Origin of the sequence: uncultured Limimaricola sp. (assembly GCF_964022235.1) — a bacterium.
In the GTDB taxonomy this organism is placed as follows: domain Bacteria; phylum Pseudomonadota; class Alphaproteobacteria; order Rhodobacterales; family Rhodobacteraceae; genus Limimaricola.
On the sequence record NZ_CAXHZL010000009.1, the window covers coordinates 1 to 20,088 of the forward strand.

Consider the following 20,088-nt stretch of genomic DNA (forward strand, 5'->3'; position numbering starts at 1 on the left):
TCGCCATCATGAACCGCTTCTCGGCCCTCGGCAGGGCCGAGATCGAAGCCGTCCGGTAAAGAAAGGTGGGAAAGGGGGCAGTCATGCCAAAGGCTGCTTTGTGCAACATCGCCCCCCGTGGACGCCTTTGGCAGCATTATTTCAGAACTCTATCGGTGTTCCATCCCGGATGATCACACAAGCCTTCGACGATCTGCGCTGTTCATGGCAAGATCGGTTCTGAGGCATGTCCAGAGCGGAGCACGATCATGCGGATCCATCTGCGCGAGCAAGCCACGACAACGCCCACGATACGGGCTGTGATCCAAGCGAGAACGGCGCCTGCGCCAGTTCTGGCTGAGCGCTTCGGCATTACAGAGCAGACCGTTTACAAGTGGCGCAAGCGCGACAGCGTCGAGGATCGTAGCCACACACCGCATCGGCTACAAACGATGTTGACACCCGCGCAGGAAGCCGTCGCGGTGGCCTTGCGCAAGACGCTGCTGGTCTCGCTCGATGACTTGCTGGCGGTGGTGCGGGAGTTCCTCAATCCGAACCCGTCACGCTCGGGTCTCGACCGCTTCCTGCGTCGGCATGGCGTGGGCAACTTGCGCGACCTGGAGGCTGAGATCCCCCCGACCGAAACACAGCGCCTTCAAGGCCAATGAGCCCGCCTACATCCACATCGAAGAGAAAACCTGCCCCGGATGGCGGATGAAACGTCGCGGCGCTACCTCTTCGTAGCAATCGACTGGGCGACCCGGTGGGTCTTCATCCGCATCCTCGACGCAAAGACTGCGGCCAATGCCCACCGCTTCCCTCGGGATCTGGAACGGGCGCGTTCCCTCCGCATCCGCACCATTCGCTCCGACAACGTCCTATGTCCGGAGCGATCGGCTGATTTGGGCATCGGGCCGTGTTCGCATCGGTGGTCGCCGATGCGCCATCAGTGTGCGTCAGGCGGCACCCAAGGGCAACGAGCGGTCTCTCCCATAACAAACACGGAGTACGCACATGGCGGCTCCCACCGTCCTCAAGACGAGTTCCTGTCGTCGCTGAGCGGAAGGCCTAAACATTATCTACGAGATCGCCGCCCGACGAGGTGGCGTCCCTACGGCCTCATGAGAAAAGGGTCCTCCCGCCGTGCACTGTCCACTTGAAGAAGGGACTATGAGGTTCGCCGCTCTTGACGATCGCATGGACCGTGCGCGCCATCTTGGCGGCGATTGTTGTATACGCCTTGCGCGCTGCCGCAGGCCTCGAAGACGACAATACAGGCAGGTTGATTGTCCATGAATCGCCGGAATGCTCTCGTGTCAGCTTCTTCAGAAACCTTACCTGTCCGGTCATTGATGCTACGTGAACCTGGAAAACACGTTTTGCCAAGTCCACGCCGATCATCGTATCCTTCATCTCACCGTCCCCCTCGCTTAGTGGCTTTCAACACCACCAGATTGGCACATTGCGATGTCGTCTGGGGAGCGCGGCAACCATCCCATCTACCCATCGAGGATCGTGTCCCAACGCCTGGCCGGTCTCGGCATGGCTTTTTACTTCTGCGGCCCCGGCCGCCGATGTGGCTCGTGACGGCGCATTGTAAGCTACTGGCTCGCATGCGATGACTATACTGTTCCGACCCCTTCTAAGTGTCGCGAAAATGATTGATATGGCACAAACATCTCCACGCCATGCAATCGCAGGGGCGAGGACGGCGGCGTTACAGGAAAGAGTGGTTCATGAGGATTTCTATCGCAGGTCTCGGCTATGTGGGATTGTCGAACGCCGTATTGCTGGCGCGCCACCACTCGATCATCGCGGTCGACCTCTCCGACAAGCGCGTGCAGATGGTGAACGCACGCAAAGCCCCGATCGTGGACGCCGAATTGGAGCGCTCCTTTGCGCAGGACAGTCTCGACCTAAACGCGACGACCGATGCGACCGAAGCCTACGCCGCTGCCGACTGGGTGATCGTCGCCACGCCGACCAACTACGATACCGCGACCAATGCTTTCGACACCTCCTCGGTCGAAGCGGTGATCGCACAGGTTTTGGCCGCCTCGTCCAGCGCCGTGATCGTGGTGAAGTCGACGGTGCCGGTGGGCTTCGTGCGCGAGATGCGCGCGCGCTTTGCCACGGACCGGATCCTGTTCTCGCCCGAGTTCCTGCGTGAGGGCCGCGCGCTTTACGACAACCTGCACCCCTCGCGCATCGTCGTGGGCGAACGCTCCGACCGCGGCCGCGCCTTCGCCGAACTGCTGGCCGGAGCGGCGCTCGACCAGGATGTGCCGGTCCTGCTCACCGATCCCGACGAGGCCGAGGCGATCAAGCTCTTCGCCAACACCTACCTCGCAATGCGGGTCGCCTATTTCAACGAGCTCGACAGCTATGCGATGAGCCGGGGCATGGACAGCCGCCAGATCATCGAAGGCGTAGGCCACGACCCGCGTATCGGCACCCACTACAACAACCCCTCCTTCGGCTATGGCGGTTACTGCCTGCCCAAGGACACGCGCCAGCTTCTCGCCAACTACAGCGAGGTGCCGCAAAGCCTGATCCGCGCCATCGTCGACGCCAACGCCACCCGCAAGGATTTCCTCGCCGAGCAGATCCTGACGCGCCGACCGACACGCGTCGGTGTCTACCGGTTGGTAATGAAGACCGGCTCGGACAATTTCCGCGACAGCTCGATCCAGGGCATCATGAAGCGGATCAAGGCCAAGGGCATCCCGGTGACGCTGTTCGAGCCTGAACTGGAAGCCGATAGCTTCTTCAACTCCCCGGTCGAGCGCGACCTTGCCGCCTTCAAACGCGACTGCGACCTGATCCTCGCCAACCGCCGCGACGCAGAGCTTGAAGACGTGGCCGACAAGGTCTTCACGCGGGATTTGTTCGGCAACGACTGAGGGCGCGCGCCGCCCATTCAGTCGTCGATGAAATCCCGCAATCTCGTCAACAGCGCCTCTCGCTGCGGATCGATTACTTCCATCGCGCCGACGAGGTCGTCGCGTTTCAGAAGAACAGAAAGATCGCTGGCCTCCCGGGCAATGTGAATTCCGGGCGAGCCTTCGAGGCGACGGGCGGTGGCAAGCTGGTGGTCGTTACGATGCTCACCCAGATCGTGTCGGCGCGGCATGAGAACAAGTGGTTTGTTCCACCGGCGCGCCGAGAGCACCGAGCCGATCCCCGCATGGGCAACCACGATCCGGGCTTGGGAAAAATAGCGCGCGAAGGCATCGGGTTGCAGCAGCCCGTGACAATCGAGCGCCGACCATCTGCCGTCATCCGAGCATGTCTGCGCCACGACGGGTTCATCCAACTCGGTCGCGCAGTCGTTCATCGCCGACAGGAGCCGGGGAAACGGCAGCTGTGTCCCAACCGTGACGAAGATCATAGAACGCGCCCCGCAAATTCCGCGCCAGTTGCCTCGGCGACATCTTCCCACTGCGTCAGCCACAGATGCGCATAACGCCGCGCGAGTTTCCCCGAGAGCGACATCTCCTCGGCGTTGGCGACGCTATCGACCCAGATTGTACGCGCTCCAGCAAGCCGTCCCAAGACAAGGGCTAGAACGCCCGGCAAGGCACCGGTCGAGATCACGATATGTGGGCGAAGCCGCCAGACATGCTTTGCCAAGGCGGCAGTGGTCCGAAGGACCTCGAGCTTGGAGTTCCGATTGCAATCGGGAATGATCGAAAAGGCGGTGATGCCGAACTCGTCCGGCAATCCCGGCAGGGTCGTGAGGTAGTGAACGTCGTGATGCGAGAACGCTGGCCGCATCAGCATCAGTTGCTGCCAGTGGCCTCCACCAGAAGCGATCGCGATGATTCTCTTGGGCACTGACGGAGACTCCCCGACCGACGAAATTCACATGGACCAAACACGCTGGACGCCACACGATCACCTATCCGATTGCGGTATGATTTACAGCCCCCGAACTGCGTGACGAGCAAGGGTTCAGGACGCGTACGGAGTTCATCGGCGGAATGCCTGAACCGGCGAGGTCAGCGAACCGCGCTGTGCCTGTGTCGTCTTCAGACGGACACCTCGACTCACAAGCTTGGCGCTCGAATGCAATGCTACGTCTTCCGTGCCTTGTGAGCGGATCGACCGACCAGTTGGCCGCGCCACCGTTTTTCAGGGTCTTTGGTCGGTCAGATCATTGGCACCCTCGGGGTCACCAAAGGGCTCGCTCCAAGAAGACCGCGCGCCTTGAACCTCTAACTGTTCTCAACCGCCCGCTTGTGGCGGATCGAGGACCACAGCGCGACACCGATCAGCGCCGCGCCGAGAAGTCCTGTCATCGCTTCGGGCACGTGGACCACGGCCTGAAGATACATGAGCACCGATAGCACGAGGATCGAATAGAAGGCCCCATGCTCGAGATAGCGGAATTCGGCCAAAGTGCGCTTCTCAACCAGCATGATCGTCATCGAGCGCACGTACATCGCACCGATCCCGAGGCCGATGGCAATCAGGAATAGGTTCTTGGTCACCGCGAAGGCTCCGATCACGCCGTCGAAGGAGAAACTGGCATCAAGTACTTCCAGATAGAGAAATGCACCTAAGCCCCCAACGCGCGCGGCACCTGCCACCTCCTGTTCGGCATCCAACCAGTTGCCGAGCATGTCGAGCGCGAGAAAACTGAGAAGGCCCAGCAGGGCCGCGAACAGGAAGGTGCCAGTGTCGACCGGGTCGAGCACCGCGGCGAAGGACACCAGAACCAGCATCACCAGACCGATCTGCAACCCCTGCACGCCCGCCGCGCGGCGCAGGCGCCGCTCGAGACCACCGATCCAGTCGACTTCCTTGGTCTCGTCGATGAAGAACCCCAGCGCCACCATCATCAGGAAGGTGCCCCCGAAGGCCGTAATCGACAGATGCGCCTCCTCGATGATGACCGCATATCGTGCGGGTTCGGTCGCAGCGAGATGGACAGCTTGCCATGGCCCGATCCCGGCGGCCACGACCACCACAGCGAGTGGAAAGACGATCCGCATCCCGAACACCGCGATCAGGATGCCCCAGGTGAGAAACCTGCGGCGCCAGATCGGGGCCATTGTCTGAAGCTTGTTGGCATTGACGATGGCGTTGTCGAAGGACAGCGAGATCTCCAGCACGGACAGCACCACGGCGATGATCCCGAAAGAGATCGCCCCGCCTGCCCCGCCCTGCCGCCAGCCGAGCCAGATGGCGAGAGCAAGCCCCGCCAGGGTGACCAGAACCGGCCATACGAAATACTGCTGAATCGCCCTGCGCATCCCAACGCTCCTCCCTCGCCACCGCTAGGTGGTGAGGGTCCGACGCCCCAATGTCCAGCCTGTCACCCGAAGGGGCGGCGAGTTGCTCCGACAGTGTGGCCGAGGATTGGCATTGCGAGGGCGCGGTGAGGCATCATCCCACGCTTGGTCGGGATAGCGGCGCAACAACTGGCTTCGCGTCCACCCTCCGGGATGAGCCATCGATTTGCTCACCACGACACCCGCAGGACCGGAATTTTCCGGACTTCGTGGCTTTCTGCGCCCGCTGATCAGGCCCCCTGCCCCGCCCGGAACCAGCGCACCAGCGCCCGACGGTCGTCGTCGGAGAGGTCGGTGATGTTGGCGGGCGGCATGGCGTGGGTGACGCCCGCTTGCAGGTAGATCGCCCGCGCCTGGCCCGCGATGTCCTGCGGCGTCTCCAGCACCACCCCCTTGGGGGCCCAGCGGATGCCGTCCCAGACCGGCTCGCGCGCGTGGCACATCGAGCAGCGCCCGACCACGATCTGCTCGGCTTCGTGGAACCCTTCGGCCGAGGCAAAGCGCTGCTCATAGGCGGTCATCGGCCGCGCCTCGGCCTCCTCGTAAGAGCCCCACATCGGCGCGGTCGAGAGCCACGCGAGGATCAGGAACAGGATGACGGTGACACCCCAGGTCCAATGCGGACCGCGGCCGGTCGCGTGCATGGTGTTGAAGTAGTGCCGGATCGTGACGCCCATCAGGAAGACCAGCGACGCGATGATCCACGAATACTCGGTGGCGAAGGCCAGCGGGTAGTGGTTCGACAGCATCAGGAACACGACCGGCAGCGTCAGGTAGTTGTTGTGGGTCGAGCGCAGCTTGGCGATTTTGCCGTATTTGGGATCCGGCTTGCGCCCGGCCTTGAGGTCGGCGACCACGATGCGCTGGTTCGGCATGATGATCAGGAACACGTTGGCGGTCATGATCGTCGCGGTGAAGGCGCCGAGATGCAAAAGTGCCGCGCGCCCCGTGAAGATCTGGTTATAGCCCCAGCTCATCACCACCAGCAGCACGAACAGCAGCAGCATCAGCAGCGTCGGGCGGTTGCCCAAGGGAGATTTGCACAGTGCGTCATAGACCAGCCAGCCGATGCTGAGCGAGCCCGCCGAGAGCGCGATCGCCTGCCAGACCGCGAGATCGGCACGCGACGGGTCGATGAGGTAGAGCTCGGCCCCGACCCAGTAGACGATCATCAACAGAGCAGCGCCGGAGAGCCATGTCGCGTAGCTCTCCCATTTGAACCATGTCAGGTGCTCGGGCATCGCGTCGGGCGCCACGAGGAACTTGCGGATATGGTAGAAGCCGCCGCCATGCACCTGCCACTCCTCACCATGCGCGCCGGGCGGCAGGTCCGGGGCCTTGCGCAGTCCGAGATCGAGCGCGACGAAATAGAAGGACGAGCCGATCCAGGCGATGGCGGTGATGACATGAAGCCAGCGCACGGCAAAGCCGGCCCAGTCCCACAGGATTGCGAAGTCGTGCATGGAGGTCCCTCGTTCTGCCGAAGCCCACTCTAGCGGCGGCGCGGCACCGCCGCCAAGCTGCCAGCGCGCAGAACAGCTTCAAACGAAACCGGACAATCCCGGATCGGATTACCAAAGGCAGGGAACGATGCCCTGCAACGCACGCCCCGCTCAGACCCCGTTTCCTCCTTGGGCCTATGCTCGCCCCAAAGCCAGCCCCAAGAGGACGCCATGCCCCAGATCTCGGCCATCCTGTCGCTCCCGTATATCCAGCCCGGACAGGCGCAAAAACACGTCACACACAACGAGGCGCTCAAGCGGCTCGACGCGCTGGTGCAGCCGGTGGTCGCGGACCGCGACCGCACCTCGCCCCCCGCCACGCCCGATGCGGGCGCGCGGCACATCGTGGCGGCGGGGGCGGGCGGCGACTGGGCCGGGCGCGCGGGCGAGATCGCGGTCTGGGACGGCGGCGCCTGGATCTTCGAGACCCCCCTGCCCGGCTGGCGCGCGCATTGCACCTCGGAGGACGAAGATCTGCGGTTCGGCGCGCAAGGCTGGCAGGCTCGGTCCGAGCGCGGCTTGCGAGCCGCGCATCTCGGCCTCAACGCCGAGGCCGACACCACCGACCGGCTCACGCTTTCCGCCCCCTCCACCTTGCTGAACCACGACGGCGCGGGGCACCGGCTCAAGATCAACCGCGCGGGCGGCAGCGACACGGCCTCGATGCTGTTTCAGACCGGGTTTTTCGGCGGGGCCGAGATGGGCCTCGCGGGTGAGGCGGATTTTTCCATCAAGACTAGCGCAACCGGGGCCGACTGGACCACGGCGCTGCGGCTGTCGGCGGCGGATGGACTTGCCACGGGGGCGGCAGTGCAATCCGACTCGCTCGATGCGACGCCGGGACGGCTCCTGACGGTGGGCGGCTTCGGCCTCGGGGCCACGGCGGCGCCGCCGATCGCGGATGCGGATACCGCCCTCACCTGCGGCACCTTCGCCATGGCCCTGCCCGGCCCCGGCACGCCGGCGGGGGTGACAGGCGCGGGGCTTCTGAGCGTCGCGGCGCAGAGCCCGGACGAGGCCACGCAACGCCTGTATGAGACCGCGACGGGCCGCGTGTGGCGCCGGGCCCGCTCGAACCGCGTCTGGCAGGGTTGGCGGCGCGAGATCGGTCAGGCCGATCTTCTCGGACCGGTGTCGCTCGCGGGCGGGCTGCCCGGCGGCGCGGTGTTCGAAAGCGGCGGCACCGCCACGGGGCGCTACCTGCGCTTTGCCGACGGCACCCAGATCGCCCAAGCCGACGCGGCGCTGTTCGCGTGGATCTCGGACGACCGGCTCGAACATGTCTGGAGCTTTCCCGCACCGTTCGACGCCAGCCCGCAGGTCATCGCCACCCTGCCCGGCGCGGAGGCCGATTTCACCAGCCTCGCGCCCGGCGACCTCGGGTTACTCCTGCAGGAAACCGGCACCGGTTCGGCCGCGCTCAGGCTGCCCCGCGCGGCGGGGGCCGCAGCTTTCGCGGGCGGCGCGCAGGTCGCCAATGTCCGGCTTTTCGCCGTGGGTCGCTGGAGCGCCTAGAAGTTCACCCCGACCCGGCTGGCCAGCCCGAGGCTGGTGCCCAGAATGCTGAAGATCGTCTGCGCCGAGGTCACCGGGCTTTCGGTGGCATAGACCAGATCGCCGGGAAGGATCTCGAACTCTCCGGCGCTGAACAGCCCGTCGGCCGAGGTCAGGTCGATGGTAAAGACGACGCGGGCATGATCCGGCCCGGCAGCGCCCGGCGTCACCGCCGTGGCGGGATAGCGGCGCAGCACGAGGATGCCACCCGGATCGGCGCGGCTGTCGGCCACACCGCCGATGACCGCCATCGCCTCGAGCGCGTCGAGCCGGTCCTGATCGAAGTAATGCACGCTCTCGCTGCCCGCCGCGCCAAGCGACAAGAACTTGCGATCGTCGGCCTCGATATGGACCTTGTCGCCGCCCTTGAGCGTGGTGTCGAGCCGCGGATTGTCGAGCAACCGCTCGACCGAAGTGCCGAACAGCCGCCCGTCGCGGGTCAGCCGGATCTGCGGGTTGCGCAGCGAGCTGGCGACGCCGCCGCCTTCGGCGATCAGCCCCAGCACCGTGAAGTCGCTGTCGGGCAGCGGATAGCTGCCGGGCTTGGCCACGCCCGACACGAGGCTCACGGTGTTCTGCCGCCCCTCGCTGAAATCGAGCTGCACCTGCGCCGAGGGCGTCACCTCGATGTATTCCGCCTCGATCCGGTCACGCGCCGTCTCGGGGCTCATCCCCGACACCTTGACCGTGCCGACATAAGGAAGGAACACCGTACCGCCCGCACCGACGCGCTGCTGGGGCAGCGACACGAAGCGCTGGCCCGGCGTGGTCAGCAGGCCGTTCTCCTCGGTGCTCCAGATCGTGATGTCGATGCTGTCGCCCGGCGCGATGATCCGCGTGTTGGGCTGATCCACCCGGTCGATCCACGAATGCCGTGTGCCGCCGTGGCCCGGCCAGGCGGCATAGACCGGCAACAGGGCCCGGGTCACGGGGGCGACGGTGAAGTCGCGCAGCGTCGGGTCGTCCGACACCTGCGTCTGCAAGATCTCGCTGCGCAGCGCCGCCCCGCGCGGCAGGGTGGAACAGCCGGCCACAAGAAGGATGAGCCCGAGAAGGACGGGGATGCGCAGTTTTGCCATGGGAGGGATCCGGTGCCTGCCTTGTTTTGCGCCAACCTACCGCAGCGGCGCGCGCATGGGAACACCGCCCCAACCGCTCAGATCAGATCCCATCCCGACTGCGCTGCATAAAGCGCCATCCACGGCAGGATCACGAGGTTTTCCAAGGGTCCGTTCACCTTGACCAGCCGCAGCCCGGTCTTGCCGTCGGTCAGCGGCCAAAGCAGCGGCACGCCTGCGCCCCGCATGCCGAACCGTGGCCCTTGGCCAAAGCTGATCGCATCGGTGGCCAGATGGCTGACGATTCCCGCGCCGAGCGCCAGCGCCACGGGCGGCGACACCGCCCAGATCGGTGCCATCGCCAAAGCGGTGAACAGCAGCGAATGCGTGCCGCCTCGGTGCCCGAAGATCGAAAACACCAGCTTGGACACGGGCCAGAATCGCCGCCCGAGCTTGCTGTAGGGCGTGTCGAGGTCGGGCAGGATCGACCCGAGCAAGGCCGCGGCCATGATTGGCAGGCCAAGCGACGGGGTCACCGCCGCCAGATGCACCCCCGCCACGGCGCCGAACGCCAGATGTGTCCGCCCCATCATCGCCGCCGATTCGCCTTTCGTTCCCGTCTTTTGCCCCCGATGGACGAGACGGGCTCCGAAGGCCAGATGCGCGCCGCGTCAGCGCGCGGCTTCGGGCAGGAACTCGTAATAGAAGATGTCACTGTCGATGAACCGATAGAACGCATCGGCCCCCTCGGGGCGCTGCACCGGAAAATTGCGCCCCCGTTCGCGCGCCGCTTCGAGCAGTGCTTCAACCGCCGCCGCGCTGGCGCGCCCCCAGACGCCGTCGATCGGACCGGCCAGCAGGCCCGCGTCCCGCAGCCGGCCCTGCACGTTGCGCCGACGATACTCAGGCAGGCTCGCAAAGCCGGATTCGAGGCCCTCGGCCCGGTCTTCCGCGCGGCTGCTCTCGTCTTCGGCGGTGGTCTCGGGCCGCGTGGTAGTCGTCTCACGACCCAGAGCCGCCCGCAGGTCCGACAGGGTCTCCGCATCCTGATCCGTCGCCGCCGCGGGGGGCGTCGCCGCGCGGCTTTCGGCCCGAAAGATGCCGATGCTGGTGAGAAGCTGACGCTCGATGCAGGCGCTGTCGCCCGCGCAGGCCTGCCGCCGCTCAAGCTGGATGTCGGCGATGCGCCGCGCCTCGGTTTCGCCGATCCGGGCGGCAAGGTCGTCGTAAACACCGACCATGCGCAATTCGAGTTCCGCGAGGCTCGGATCTGCGCAGATCGCGCGTTCGGTTGCAGTGCGCGCAGCGCCGCAGTCAAAGGAGGGCTGCGCCTGCGCCAGACCGGTCGAAAACGTCATCGCCGGGGCCAATGCCAAGAGACACAGGGTGAAACGCGTGGCTGTCGTCATGGTCGTGCTCCTTTGTGCATCATCCGTGCGGGATTGCCCGTGCGGCGTCGTCTGGCGTCTCAAGCCCCGGCAGGCGCGCGGTGTTCCCACCGGTGCGATTGCTGCGTGGGCAAGCGGGTGGCATAGTTCGCTCCGGCCCCCATAACGAACTGGACGACAATGCCCCCTAAATTCGGAACAAGCGGCTTGCGCGGTCTGGTGACCGAGCTCACCGATGATCTGGTTCACGCCTATATCCGGGCCTTCCTCGCCGCCTGCCCGCATGGCGGCACGGTGCATGTCGGGCGCGACCTGCGCGACAGCTCGCCGCGGATCGCCGCCACGGTGATCGCCGCCATTCGCGGCGCCGGGCTGGGGGCGGTCGATTGCGGCGCGGTGCCGACGCCGGCGCTTGCCATGGCGGCGATGGCACGCGGCCACGCGGCGGTGATGGTGACCGGAAGCCATATCCCCGCAGACCGGAATGGGCTCAAGTTCTACATCCCCTCCGGCGAAATCGCCAAACCCGACGAGATGGCGATCCTCAGGGCGCTCGAAACCGGCGGCGCGCCCGACGCGGCCGAAGGCCCGCTCGAACCGGACCCGGATTGCGCCGCGCGCTATGTCGCTCGCTATGTCGACGGATTTGGCGCGCAGGCGCTGTCGGGGCTCAGGATCGGCGTCTACGAGCACAGCAGCGTCGCGCGCGACACGCTGGGTGACATCGTCGCGAGTCTGGGGGCCACGGTGGTGCGCATCGCGCGCTCCGACAGCTTCATCCCCGTCGACACCGAAGCGGTCGATCCCGAGACCCGCGCTGCGCTGGCGGGCTGGGCCACCGAGCACGACCTTGATGCAATCGTGTCGACCGATGGCGATGCCGACCGGCCCATGGTGACCGATGCAAAGGGCGCGATGATCCCCGGCGACGTGCTGGGCCCGATCACCGCGCGGCTCCTTGGCGCGCGGATCGTGGTGACGCCGGTGTCGTCCAACACGCTGATCGACGCGATGGAGGGGTTCGAGCTGCGGCGCACCAAGATCGGCTCGCCCTTCGTGATCGCGGGCATGGAGGCCGCGCTTGCCGAGGACGCCGCCGCGGCGGTGGTCGGCTACGAGGCCAATGGCGGGTTCCTGCTGGGCTTTGCCGCGCATGGCCCCAAAGGCACGATCGCACCGCTGATGACCCGCGACGCGGTGTTGCCGATCGTGGCGCCGCTGGCGGCGGCTCTCACCGAAGGTCGGGGTCTTGCGGAGATGGCGTCCAGCCTGCCGCCGCGCTTCACCGCCGCCGACCGGCTGCAAGAGGTGCCCTCCGAGACGTCTATGGCGCTGATCGAAACGCTGCGGGCCGAGCCTTCCGCGCGCGCGGCGTTCTTCGACACCGGAAGCGGCGAGGTCGGGCTTGATGAGACCGACGGTCTGCGCGTGACCTTCGCCAATGGCGACATCGTGCATCTGCGCCCCTCGGGCAACGCGCCCGAATGCCGTCTCTATGCCGAGGCCAGCAGCCCTGAGCGGGCGCAGGCCCTGCTGTCGGGTCACCTTGACCGGCTGGGGGCGCGGCTGCGCACCCCGGCCTGAGCCGCGACCACCCTTAGGCGCGCGGGGCCTTGCCCGGCCCCGCGTCCCCCGGCATTAGGCGGATCGCCCCCCTGCCCCCACATGCGGGGCATGACAGCAGGAGTTCTCCCATGTCCGACAAATCGATCTACGACGGCCTGACCATGCTCGGCGGCGCGACCGTGCAGCCGCAATCGCCCGAGGAGGCGGTGCTGGAGTGCGTGCCGAACCCGCAGGCGGACGTCGACTACGCGGTGCGGTTCACCGCGCCCGAGTTCACCTCGCTCTGCCCGCTTACCGGCCAGCCCGACTTTGCGCATCTGGTGCTCGACTACGTGCCCGGCGACTGGCTCGTCGAAAGCAAATCCCTTAAGTTGTTTCTTACGAGCTTTCGCAACCATGGCGCGTTTCACGAGGATTGCACCGTCTCGATCGCGCGGCGGTTGGTCGACACGCTGTCGCCCCGATGGCTGCGACTGGGCGGATATTGGTATCCGCGCGGCGGCATTCCGATCGACGTGTTCTACCAGACCGGCGAGCCGCCCAAGGGTGTGTGGATCCCCGATGCGGGCGTGCCGGGCTATCGCGGCCGGGGCTGATCAAAAAGGGTACGCTTGCGCACATTCTTGACCTAGCGTAAGGAGCCGCTGGCATTTGGCGCCCGGTCGGGCGACGCTGATGCTGCGGACGCGAGAAAGGCCGGGCCGATCCGGCCGCTCCCCTCCGCCGGGACACCCCTTTTGGGGTCGGACCGTTTCGGGTGTTTCACCGCGATGCGCGCGCAGCCCGCGCGCATCGCGGGACGAGAGAGTTGCAGAGCCTGCAAAGGAGAGAATTGATATGGCTGATGATCGCGAAGAGCGGATCCGCAAGCGCGCCTATGAGATGTGGGAGCGCGACGGCTCCCCCGAAGGTCAGGACCACGCGCATTGGCACGACGCCGCGCGCGAGATCGAGGCGGAGATGGCGTCCGAGACCGACAAGCCCGAAGCCGACATTCATGCCGGTGACGAGGGCGGCGCAGGTCTTGGCAGTGCCGACGTGACGGGGGCCGAAGGGACCGCTCCTGCCAAGGCACCGCGTGCCAAGGCCCCGCGAAAGACGGCGGGGTCGACCGCCAAGGCGGCCACCAAGTCCGCCGCAAAGACCACCAAGCCCGCGGCCAAGACGACAACGCGCAAGCCACGTGCCAAGAAGGGCGACACGGGTAGCTCGGCCTGACCGTCTGGCCCCCTGGCTTGGTTTGAAAGAACAGGCCGGTTCCCCGCGGGGAACCGGCCTGTTTCATTTCCCGTCGAGCGCGTCGAAGAAGGCCTCGAAGGCGCGTTGCAGCCTTGCCCGGTCCAGCGCCGAGAAATCCCGCGCCAGTCGCAGCTCGACCCGGCCATCCGAGGCGGCAATCCGAGCCTCGCCCTCGGGTTGGGGCAGTCTAAGCATGGTCTTAGACACTGATTTGGGCCGCGGTTTCACAATCTTCGGTGCGCGATGGACAAAATCCTTGAGCACCGCGATCTCGGCCTCGGCGTCCCGATCCGGCGCGCGCGCCAGCATGCCGATCAGATCATCGCCGAGGATAGGGTCCGCATCGATGATCTTGAAAAGCTCCAGCCCGAGGGCCCTCGGGATTGCCTCAGGATAGCGGATCTTGCCCTTTGCACGTTCCAGCACGCGGGTGAAGCTGCGGATGTAGCTGCGCTTTTGCTTGAGCGCAGAGGCATAGAGTTCGGAGACGGCATCGTGCGGCTTGATCCCCGTAGCTTGGGCATAGCTCAGGGCCAGCTGGGCCATTTCGCCAAACGAGACGTCTTTGCGCACGAGATTTTCGTCGACCATCTTGCGATAGAGATCACGCACCGGTTCCCCGCGGGGAACCATGGCGGCGGGGATCCGGGCATAGCGCGTATCCCCGGTCTGTTCGAGAAGTTCACGGAACGCCGAAAGACGGCGAAACCCCTGGATCAACTCATAGCCGCCCTGCCCGTCCTGTTCGACGCGGATCGGGTTCGACAGGCCAATCTCCTGGATCGAAACCTTGAGTTCCTCGAGCTCGGGGTCGCGCCCCTTGGCCCGGTCGCGGACGAGCTTGGAGGTCTTTACTGCGTCGATCGCAATCAGATCGGTGATCAGACCAAGCTTCTTTAGCCGCACATGCTCGTGGGCCAACTCGTCATTCTCGGCCCGGATCGCGGCTTCGGCCTCGGCGCGGCCGCGTGCCGCATCCGCCGTCTCGGTAATAGCCGACGCCATCGGGCCGCGCCGCGATGGCTGCTGCGGCGGACCTTCGGACGCGGGCTCGGACGCGGGGTTCCCCGCGGGGAACCGCTCGGGCGCGGCAGGCTCTGGTACGTCGGGCGTGAAATCGATATCGAAAACGCTGCGCTTCTTGGCCATCTCAGTCCTCCAGCTTGTCCCACGCCGCTACGAGGGTAGCGCGGAATTCGTCATAGGCGCGATCGAAGGACGCGCGGGCGCGTCGCCACGTCTCTCGCGTCATATTGCGATAGTCGATCTCATAGACCGAACTCAGGAACCGCCCCGACTGCTCAACCGCGCGGGTCATCTCGATGGGGTGCTCTGCCACATGTGGACCAAACACCTTGTGAAACGCCTGCTGCATCGCGCGGTGCAAATCGTTGTTCGGCTCGAACCGGGTGAGCAGGAAGCGCACGTCGGAGAAGTGCTTTTCGGGTTCGGTGCCCGGAGGCACGGCGCCGCGGAACCGCCCCAGATCCTCGAGCGCCTCGGCGAGCTGACCGATGAAGGAGGTGGTGCTGTCGTATTCCCAATAGCCGGGGCCGGAAGGGATATAGAGCACGTCGGCCGCGAAGACCGCGTTCATCGACTGGTAGCCGATGGCCGGGGGGCAATCGAACAGGATGATGTCATAGGCATCGGCGGGTAGGTGATTGAGATAACGATCAACAGCCGCAAAGAACGACCACTCAGGGTTCAGATGCCGGTACTGCGCGCTGGCAAACTCGACGAAGGCGGCGTTGGCGCAGGAAGGGACAAGATCGATGGTCGGCCAGGAGGTCAGCTTGATGAAGTCGGTGACGCGCAGATCGTCGAGACCCATGCCGGTGACCGAGGGCGGCAGCTTGCGCTCGGGCAGGGCGGCGCCGGACTCGGCCCCGCGTCCGGCGGCATTCATCCGCTCGGTCTCGCGGATCAGGTCGCGCGCCATGATGCCCCAGACAGTGTACTCCTCGGCCACGTCCGACAGGCCCATCGAATGCGACAGCGTCGCCTGCGGATCGAAATCGACGCAGAGCACGCGGTAGCCGTCGAGGGCCGCGGCATGGGCGAAGTGCAGCGCCACCGTCGACTTGCCAGCGCCACCCTTGAAGTTGGCGATGGCGGCGCGGACCGCGCGCTTGCCGGCGGGGCGGGGGGGCAGCATCGGCTTGTTCTTGTGCCGCAGCCGGCGGCGCAGCTCGTTGATCTCTTCGAGGCTGTACCAGCGCTGCCGCCCATCCTCTTCGACAAGGCCCTGCGGCAGCGACGGGTCGGCGGCGAGGCGGCCGCGGAAGGTGGAGGGGTTCAGCCCGAGGATCAGCTCGGCCACCTCCCAACTTGAGAAGCGGCGCAGGCTCTTCTCGCTCTCGGGCGAGAAGGTCTGCTGCCGAATGAAGCCTTGCATCTTGAGCGACTGCGACTGCAGCCGGGCCAGGTCGGTGTGTGTGAACATGCGGTGTCTGCCCTCCGGTTCCCCGCGGGGAACCGAAACCGGAGACCGAGGGAACGCTAATTCTTGTGATGTCTCGATCTACGCCGGATTTGCCGAACATGAAAAGCCATTTATGCTCGGGCTGGGGATTTTGCAGAAATCCCGGATCTTCATGGCCACAAGGGCTCCTGCGATTCGCCGCCTGCCGCGCAAGCAGCGCAGGAGTCCGGCTTGGCCCCGCACCAAGTGGGGGGACAGCTTCTCTCCGTAGAGGGGGCGATGAGGGGACATTTCGTAGCCATTGGGGGACACGTTGTATGTCCCCCAATACCAATACATACCGATTTCCAGTCGGAAATAGGGAGGGTCGAGACGACAATCCCGGACTCGGCTTGACAGAATCGAGCTTTCGGACGCAAATCAGGTCAAGTTGGGGAAAGGCGTTGCGAAGACCGGGCCGCTCCAGGATCATCGGCTCAGGCCGAAGGGTCATCGAGGCAGTGAAGATACCACCCCCAGAGGGTGGCAGGACAGGGCGTGCCATGTTGTTGACGAAGCCCGTTGGCCGGGGTGCGGCGGCCCGCAAATACGATATCCTCACCGCATTGGGCGCGCATGCGCTGGCGCAGGGTCGGGCGGAACAGGTTCTGGCGCTCCGGCTCGTGACGCTGATCACCGCGCGCTACAATTGGGGCCGCGATGAGCTTGCCGTGGGTCAACGCGAAATCGCGCGGCTCTGGTCGGTGGACGAGCGCACGGTAAAGCGTGAGATGGCCAAGCTGCGGGGCAGGGGGTGGCTGGAACTGAGCCGCGCCGCCGCGCGCGGCCGGGTCGCGGAATACCGGCTCGGGATCGAACGGCTGCTCTCTGATACGCAAGACGGCTGGGATCGCGTCGGCCCGGATTTCGCCCACCGGCTCGAAGGCGACGACACCGATGGCAAGGTCGTGCCGCTGCCGGTCCGAGGCGATGTCCCACCCCCCGATCTTTCGCCCGGAACGGAGTGGGCGCTGGCGCAGGCGGTGCTGCATGCCGAAGCACCGGGGCTTTATGCCTCGTGGCTACGCGCGCTGAGGCGAGACAACCGCGCGGGCGGACGACTGACCCTCACCGCGCCGTCGCGTTTTCACGCGGCCTATGTGCAGACGCATCTCGCGGTACGGCTTTTGGATGCCTGCCGCGCCGTGGATGACGGCGTGGCCGAGGTCGTCGTGATCGCGGGCCCTTGAGCTCTAGACCAGCAGGGCGATCACCGTCAGCACCACCGCCGTCCCGACCGTGACCGCGATCAGGATGGTGCGATTGCTGGCCTCGCGGGCGGTGTGGCCGGAGGCCATGCTGACGGGGCGGGTTGCCTCGGCGCCCTTCGGGGCCGACTTGCGAGAGGGGTTCTCGGTCTCGGCGGCTTGTGCGCGTTTGACCTGTTCGTCGGTGTTGGAAAATCCCGACGCCTCGTCATCGGTCCCCAGCGGCGAGGCCGCAACATCGGGAAAACCCTTCTTGTCGCCAGCCTCGCCCTCGTCGATGTCGTGACGCAGGCGATCGGCGGTGTGCGGTGTCTCGGCCATGTCGCGGCTCCTTGAAAGCTGTTGCTGTCCAACCGAAGCCGGGGCAGGGCGGTTCCTCCGGGCCTCGGACCCGCGCCCGCCACCGCCCAAGCGGGGGCTTCGCTCAAAGGGGCGGGCCGCGAGGAACCGCGCCCGCGAAATCACAGTTGACCGTGGTGACGCGCGCGCGCCGGAGGGCCGGGCCCAAAGCGCGAGGCAGGGGAAAGGACCGACCATGACCGATCGCAAGGAAACCCACCAGCGCGAAGAGCTGCCGCATTACGATCACCCCTCGGGCGGCTGGGGCTCTTTGCAAAGCGTGGCCAAGCACATGGGACAGGAGCGCCCCTCGGCGGGCGTGCTTGAGACCCTGATGCGCCAGAACAAGCCCGGCGGCCACATGTGCACCTCCTGCGCATGGACCAAGCCGCCGAACCCGCATGTCGCCGAATTCTGTGAGAACGGGGCCAAGGCGACGCTGTGGGATCTCACCCGCGACCGCTGCGGGCCCGAGTTCTTTGCCCGCCACACGGTGAGCGAGCTACGCACATGGTCGGATTACGATCTGGAGATCCAAGGGCGGCTCACGCATCCGATGCGCTATGATACGGCGTCGGACAAATACGTCGAGGCAAGCTGGGACGAGGCTTTCGCGGCGATCGGGACCAAGCTCAAGACGCTCGATCCCAAGTCGGTGGTGTTTTACGCCTCGGGCCGCGCCAGCCTCGAGACCTCCTACATGTATGCGCTCTTCGCGCGGCTCTATGGCCACAACAACCTCCCCGACAGCTCGAACATGTGCCACGAGACAACGAGCGTCGGACTGAAGAAGGTGACGGGCTCTCCGGTGGGCACCTGCCTGCTGTCGGACTTCGATCATTGCGACATGATCATCTTCATGGGCCAGAACACCGGAACCAATTCCCCGCGCTTTCTCCATCCCCTGCGGGCCGCCAAGAAGCGCGGATGTCAAATCGTCACATTCAACCCGGTGCGTGAGGCGGGCCTTGTCACCTTCCGCGATCCGCAGAACCCGGTCGAGATGCTCGCTGGCAAGGAGACGGTGATCTCGGACCGCTACCTGCAGCTCAAGCCTGGCGGCGATGTGGCGGTGCTGGCCGGTCTGTGCAAGCGCGTATTCGAGATCGATGACGAGCAGGGCGGCGGCGTGATCGACCGGCGGTTTGTGGCGCAGCACACCTCCGGCTGGCCCGAGTTCGAGGCGAAGATCCGTGAGATCACCTGGGCCGATATCGAACGGGTCTCGGGGCTGCGTCACGAGGACATCGCCGAAGTGGGCGAGATGTACTGCAACTCCGAGAAGGTGATCGGCATCTATGGCATGGGTCTGACCCAGCATGTGCACGGCAGCCTCAATATCGCGATGTACGTCAACCTGCTGCTGATGCGCGGCAACATTGGCCGCGAGGGCGCAGGCATTTCGCCGGTGCGCGGCCATTCCAACGTGCAGGGGCAGCGCACTGTCGGGATTTCGGAGAAGCCCGAATTGGTGCCGCTCGACAAGATCGACGAGATGTTCGGCTTCAAATCCCCGCGCGACGAAGGCACCAACACGGTCGAAGCGGTGCACGGCGTGCTCGACGGGAGCATCAAGGGCTTTGTCTCCTTGGGCGGTAACTTTGCCCGCGCGATCCCCGATCAGGGGCGCACCGATCCGGCGTGGCAGAACCTAGACATCAACGTGCAGATCGCGACCAAGCTCAATCGTTCGCACACCTTGGTAGGAAAAGAGGCGTGGCTGCTGCCCTGCCTCGTTCGGGCCGAGCTCGACATGCAGGCGACGGGGCCGCAGGCGGTGTCGATGGAGGACAGCCTGTCGATGATCCACGGCAGCGAAGGCAGGCGCACGCCCGCCTCGAAGATGCTGCGCTCGGAGCCGTTCATCGTGGCGGGACTGGCCAAGGCGACGCTCGCGCCCAACCCGAAGGTGAAATGGGACGACTGGGTCGGGGACTACGCCCTGGTGCGCGACCTCATCGAGGAGACCTATCCCGACAAGTTCACCGACTTCAACGCGCGGCTGTTCACGGCGGGCGGGTTCTACAAGGGCAACGCCGCGCGCGAGCGGACGTGGAAGACCGAAACGGGCAAGGCGATCTTCACCGCGCCCAAGACGCTTTCGGCGCTGGGGCAGGTGCCGGGGCCGGACAGCTACACCCTCGTCACCGTGCGCTCGAACGATCAGTTCAATACCACGATCTACGGCTTTGACGACCGGCTGCGCGGCCTCAAGACCGACCGGATGGTGGTGATGATGAACCCCGAGATGATCGCCAAGGCGGGTCTGCGCGAAGGGCAGGCGGTGACGCTGTCGTGTGCCATCGAGGATGGCGAGACGCGTGAGGTCAGCGGGCTGAAGGTCGTGGCCTACGATCTGCCGGACGACACCGTGCTCACATACTACCCCGAAACCAACCCTTTGGTGCCGCTCGACTATCACGATGAGCTGTCGAAGACGCCCGCCTACAAGGGGGTGCCGGTGCGCATCCGCGCCTGACCGGCGCCTTCGCGC

18 protein-coding genes and 1 pseudogene are annotated in these 20,088 nt (G+C 65.7%); 8 read left to right on the forward strand and 11 right to left on the reverse strand.

Annotated features, from left to right (window positions below; all coding sequences use genetic code 11):
- Window positions 1-248 precede the first annotated feature (248 nt).
- Window positions 249-797, forward strand: a pseudogene (locus AADJ02_RS12055) (IS481 family transposase); the annotation flags it as partial.
- A gap of 301 nt (window positions 798-1,098) precedes the next feature.
- On the opposite strand, the gene AADJ02_RS12060 reads toward AADJ02_RS12055, so the two are convergent.
- Window positions 1,099-1,392: a hypothetical protein gene (locus AADJ02_RS12060; RefSeq protein WP_341213396.1), complete on the reverse strand. Its 294-nt coding sequence runs from the start codon at window positions 1,390-1,392 to the stop codon at window positions 1,099-1,101.
- Between the two features lie 323 nt (window positions 1,393-1,715).
- On the opposite strand from AADJ02_RS12060, the gene AADJ02_RS12065 reads away from it, so the two are divergent.
- Window positions 1,716-2,882, forward strand: coding sequence for a nucleotide sugar dehydrogenase (locus tag AADJ02_RS12065; protein ID WP_341213259.1), 1,167 nt, complete (start codon window positions 1,716-1,718; stop codon window positions 2,880-2,882).
- A 17-nt stretch (window positions 2,883-2,899) separates the two neighbouring features.
- Here the strand turns inward: AADJ02_RS12065 and AADJ02_RS12070 are convergent, their stop codons facing one another.
- The 4 genes from AADJ02_RS12070 to AADJ02_RS12085 form a co-directional block, all read right to left on the reverse strand.
- Window positions 2,900-3,370: a glycosyltransferase gene (locus tag AADJ02_RS12070; protein ID WP_341213260.1), complete on the reverse strand. Its 471-nt coding sequence runs from the start codon at window positions 3,368-3,370 to the stop codon at window positions 2,900-2,902.
- The gene (locus AADJ02_RS12075; protein ID WP_341213261.1) at window positions 3,367-3,816 is read right to left on the reverse strand and encodes a UDP-N-acetylglucosamine--LPS N-acetylglucosamine transferase; all 450 of its coding nucleotides are present in this window, start codon (window positions 3,814-3,816) and stop codon (window positions 3,367-3,369) included. Before AADJ02_RS12075 ends, AADJ02_RS12070 begins: the two co-directional genes overlap by 4 nt.
- Before the next feature lie 380 nt (window positions 3,817-4,196).
- Window positions 4,197-5,237 carry a DUF475 domain-containing protein gene (locus AADJ02_RS12080; RefSeq protein WP_341213262.1) on the reverse strand — a complete coding sequence of 347 codons (1,041 nt, stop codon included), beginning with the start codon at window positions 5,235-5,237 and terminating at the stop codon, window positions 4,197-4,199.
- A gap of 269 nt (window positions 5,238-5,506) precedes the next feature.
- Entirely contained in the window at window positions 5,507-6,739 is a 1,233-nt protein-coding gene (locus AADJ02_RS12085; RefSeq protein WP_341213263.1) for a urate hydroxylase PuuD, read from the reverse strand.
- Between the two features lie 210 nt (window positions 6,740-6,949).
- On the opposite strand from AADJ02_RS12085, the gene AADJ02_RS12090 reads away from it, so the two are divergent.
- A complete protein-coding gene (locus AADJ02_RS12090; protein ID WP_341213264.1) occupies window positions 6,950-8,293 on the forward strand; it encodes a DUF2793 domain-containing protein in 1,344 nt (447 codons plus the stop codon).
- Here the strand turns inward: AADJ02_RS12090 and AADJ02_RS12095 are convergent.
- The 3 genes from AADJ02_RS12095 to AADJ02_RS12105 form a co-directional block, all read right to left on the reverse strand.
- Window positions 8,290-9,411: a polysaccharide biosynthesis/export family protein gene (locus AADJ02_RS12095; RefSeq protein WP_341213265.1), complete on the reverse strand. Its 1,122-nt coding sequence runs from the start codon at window positions 9,409-9,411 to the stop codon at window positions 8,290-8,292. The genes AADJ02_RS12090 and AADJ02_RS12095 overlap by 4 nt on opposite strands.
- Before the next feature lie 77 nt (window positions 9,412-9,488).
- Window positions 9,489-9,983 carry a metal-dependent hydrolase gene (locus AADJ02_RS12100; RefSeq protein ID WP_341213266.1) on the reverse strand — a complete coding sequence of 165 codons (495 nt, stop codon included), beginning with the start codon at window positions 9,981-9,983 and terminating at the stop codon, window positions 9,489-9,491.
- A gap of 78 nt (window positions 9,984-10,061) precedes the next feature.
- Window positions 10,062-10,799: a hypothetical protein gene (locus AADJ02_RS12105; RefSeq protein WP_341213267.1), complete on the reverse strand. Its 738-nt coding sequence runs from the start codon at window positions 10,797-10,799 to the stop codon at window positions 10,062-10,064.
- 159 nt (window positions 10,800-10,958) lie between these two features.
- Here AADJ02_RS12105 and AADJ02_RS12110 point away from each other — a divergent pair, with 159 nt between their 5' ends.
- The 3 genes from AADJ02_RS12110 (at window position 10,959) to AADJ02_RS12120 (ending at window position 13,562) form a co-directional block, all read left to right on the forward strand.
- Window positions 10,959-12,362 carry a phosphomannomutase gene (locus tag AADJ02_RS12110; RefSeq protein WP_341213268.1) on the forward strand — a complete coding sequence of 468 codons (1,404 nt, stop codon included), beginning with the start codon at window positions 10,959-10,961 and terminating at the stop codon, window positions 12,360-12,362.
- A 110-nt stretch (window positions 12,363-12,472) separates the two neighbouring features.
- Window positions 12,473-12,940 carry a preQ(1) synthase gene (gene queF, locus AADJ02_RS12115; protein WP_341213269.1) on the forward strand — a complete coding sequence of 156 codons (468 nt, stop codon included), beginning with the start codon at window positions 12,473-12,475 and terminating at the stop codon, window positions 12,938-12,940.
- Between the two features lie 241 nt (window positions 12,941-13,181).
- Window positions 13,182-13,562, forward strand: a complete 381-nt coding sequence (locus tag AADJ02_RS12120; protein WP_341213270.1) for a DUF2934 domain-containing protein — start codon at window positions 13,182-13,184, stop codon at window positions 13,560-13,562.
- A gap of 63 nt (window positions 13,563-13,625) precedes the next feature.
- Here AADJ02_RS12120 and AADJ02_RS12125 read toward each other — a convergent pair whose 3' ends face one another.
- Both AADJ02_RS12125 and AADJ02_RS12130 read right to left on the reverse strand, forming a co-directional pair.
- Window positions 13,626-14,732, reverse strand: a complete 1,107-nt coding sequence (locus tag AADJ02_RS12125; protein ID WP_341213271.1) for a ParB N-terminal domain-containing protein — start codon at window positions 14,730-14,732, stop codon at window positions 13,626-13,628.
- Window position 14,733: 1 nt separating this feature from the next.
- Window positions 14,734-16,029, reverse strand: coding sequence for an AAA family ATPase (locus AADJ02_RS12130; protein WP_341213272.1), 1,296 nt, complete (start codon window positions 16,027-16,029; stop codon window positions 14,734-14,736).
- 521 nt (window positions 16,030-16,550) lie between these two features.
- Here AADJ02_RS12130 and AADJ02_RS12135 point away from each other — a divergent pair.
- Complete coding sequence (locus tag AADJ02_RS12135) at window positions 16,551-17,237, forward strand: hypothetical protein (RefSeq protein WP_341213273.1); 687 nt, start codon at window positions 16,551-16,553, stop codon at window positions 17,235-17,237.
- A 3-nt stretch (window positions 17,238-17,240) separates the two neighbouring features.
- On the opposite strand, the gene AADJ02_RS12140 is transcribed toward AADJ02_RS12135, so the two are convergent.
- Complete coding sequence (locus AADJ02_RS12140; RefSeq protein WP_341213274.1) at window positions 17,241-17,576, reverse strand: hypothetical protein; 336 nt, start codon at window positions 17,574-17,576, stop codon at window positions 17,241-17,243.
- A gap of 214 nt (window positions 17,577-17,790) precedes the next feature.
- Between AADJ02_RS12140 and AADJ02_RS12145 the strand changes: the two genes are divergently transcribed.
- A complete protein-coding gene (locus tag AADJ02_RS12145) occupies window positions 17,791-20,073 on the forward strand; it encodes an FdhF/YdeP family oxidoreductase (RefSeq protein ID WP_341213275.1) in 2,283 nt (760 codons plus the stop codon).
- Window positions 20,074-20,088: the final 15 nt, after the last annotated feature.

What these genes read in the sequence shown, in the direction of transcription:
- AADJ02_RS12095 (WP_341213265.1), bottom strand. Translation starts at nt 9,411, where the DNA reads ATGGCAAAACTGCGCATCCCCGTCCTTCTCGGGCTCATCCTTCTTGTG.
- AADJ02_RS12120 (WP_341213270.1), top strand. Translation starts at nt 13,182, where the DNA reads ATGGCTGATGATCGCGAAGAGCGGATCCGCAAGCGCGCCTATGAGATG.
- AADJ02_RS12085 (WP_341213263.1), bottom strand. Translation starts at nt 6,739, where the DNA reads ATGCACGACTTCGCAATCCTGTGGGACTGGGCCGGCTTTGCCGTGCGC.
- AADJ02_RS12145 (WP_341213275.1), top strand. Translation starts at nt 17,791, where the DNA reads ATGACCGATCGCAAGGAAACCCACCAGCGCGAAGAGCTGCCGCATTAC.
- AADJ02_RS12125 (WP_341213271.1), bottom strand. Translation starts at nt 14,732, where the DNA reads ATGGCCAAGAAGCGCAGCGTTTTCGATATCGATTTCACGCCCGACGTA.
- AADJ02_RS12090 (WP_341213264.1), top strand. Translation starts at nt 6,950, where the DNA reads ATGCCCCAGATCTCGGCCATCCTGTCGCTCCCGTATATCCAGCCCGGA.
- AADJ02_RS12105 (WP_341213267.1), bottom strand. Translation starts at nt 10,799, where the DNA reads ATGACGACAGCCACGCGTTTCACCCTGTGTCTCTTGGCATTGGCCCCG.
- AADJ02_RS12060 (WP_341213396.1), bottom strand. Translation starts at nt 1,392, where the DNA reads ATGAAGGATACGATGATCGGCGTGGACTTGGCAAAACGTGTTTTCCAG.
- AADJ02_RS12110 (WP_341213268.1), top strand. Translation starts at nt 10,959, where the DNA reads ATGCCCCCTAAATTCGGAACAAGCGGCTTGCGCGGTCTGGTGACCGAG.
- AADJ02_RS12140 (WP_341213274.1), bottom strand. Translation starts at nt 17,576, where the DNA reads ATGGCCGAGACACCGCACACCGCCGATCGCCTGCGTCACGACATCGAC.
- AADJ02_RS12080 (WP_341213262.1), bottom strand. Translation starts at nt 5,237, where the DNA reads ATGCGCAGGGCGATTCAGCAGTATTTCGTATGGCCGGTTCTGGTCACC.
- AADJ02_RS12065 (WP_341213259.1), top strand. Translation starts at nt 1,716, where the DNA reads ATGAGGATTTCTATCGCAGGTCTCGGCTATGTGGGATTGTCGAACGCC.
- queF (WP_341213269.1), top strand. Translation starts at nt 12,473, where the DNA reads ATGTCCGACAAATCGATCTACGACGGCCTGACCATGCTCGGCGGCGCG.
- AADJ02_RS12130 (WP_341213272.1), bottom strand. Translation starts at nt 16,029, where the DNA reads ATGTTCACACACACCGACCTGGCCCGGCTGCAGTCGCAGTCGCTCAAG.
- AADJ02_RS12070 (WP_341213260.1), bottom strand. Translation starts at nt 3,370, where the DNA reads ATGATCTTCGTCACGGTTGGGACACAGCTGCCGTTTCCCCGGCTCCTG.
- AADJ02_RS12100 (WP_341213266.1), bottom strand. Translation starts at nt 9,983, where the DNA reads ATGATGGGGCGGACACATCTGGCGTTCGGCGCCGTGGCGGGGGTGCAT.
- AADJ02_RS12135 (WP_341213273.1), top strand. Translation starts at nt 16,551, where the DNA reads ATGTTGTTGACGAAGCCCGTTGGCCGGGGTGCGGCGGCCCGCAAATAC.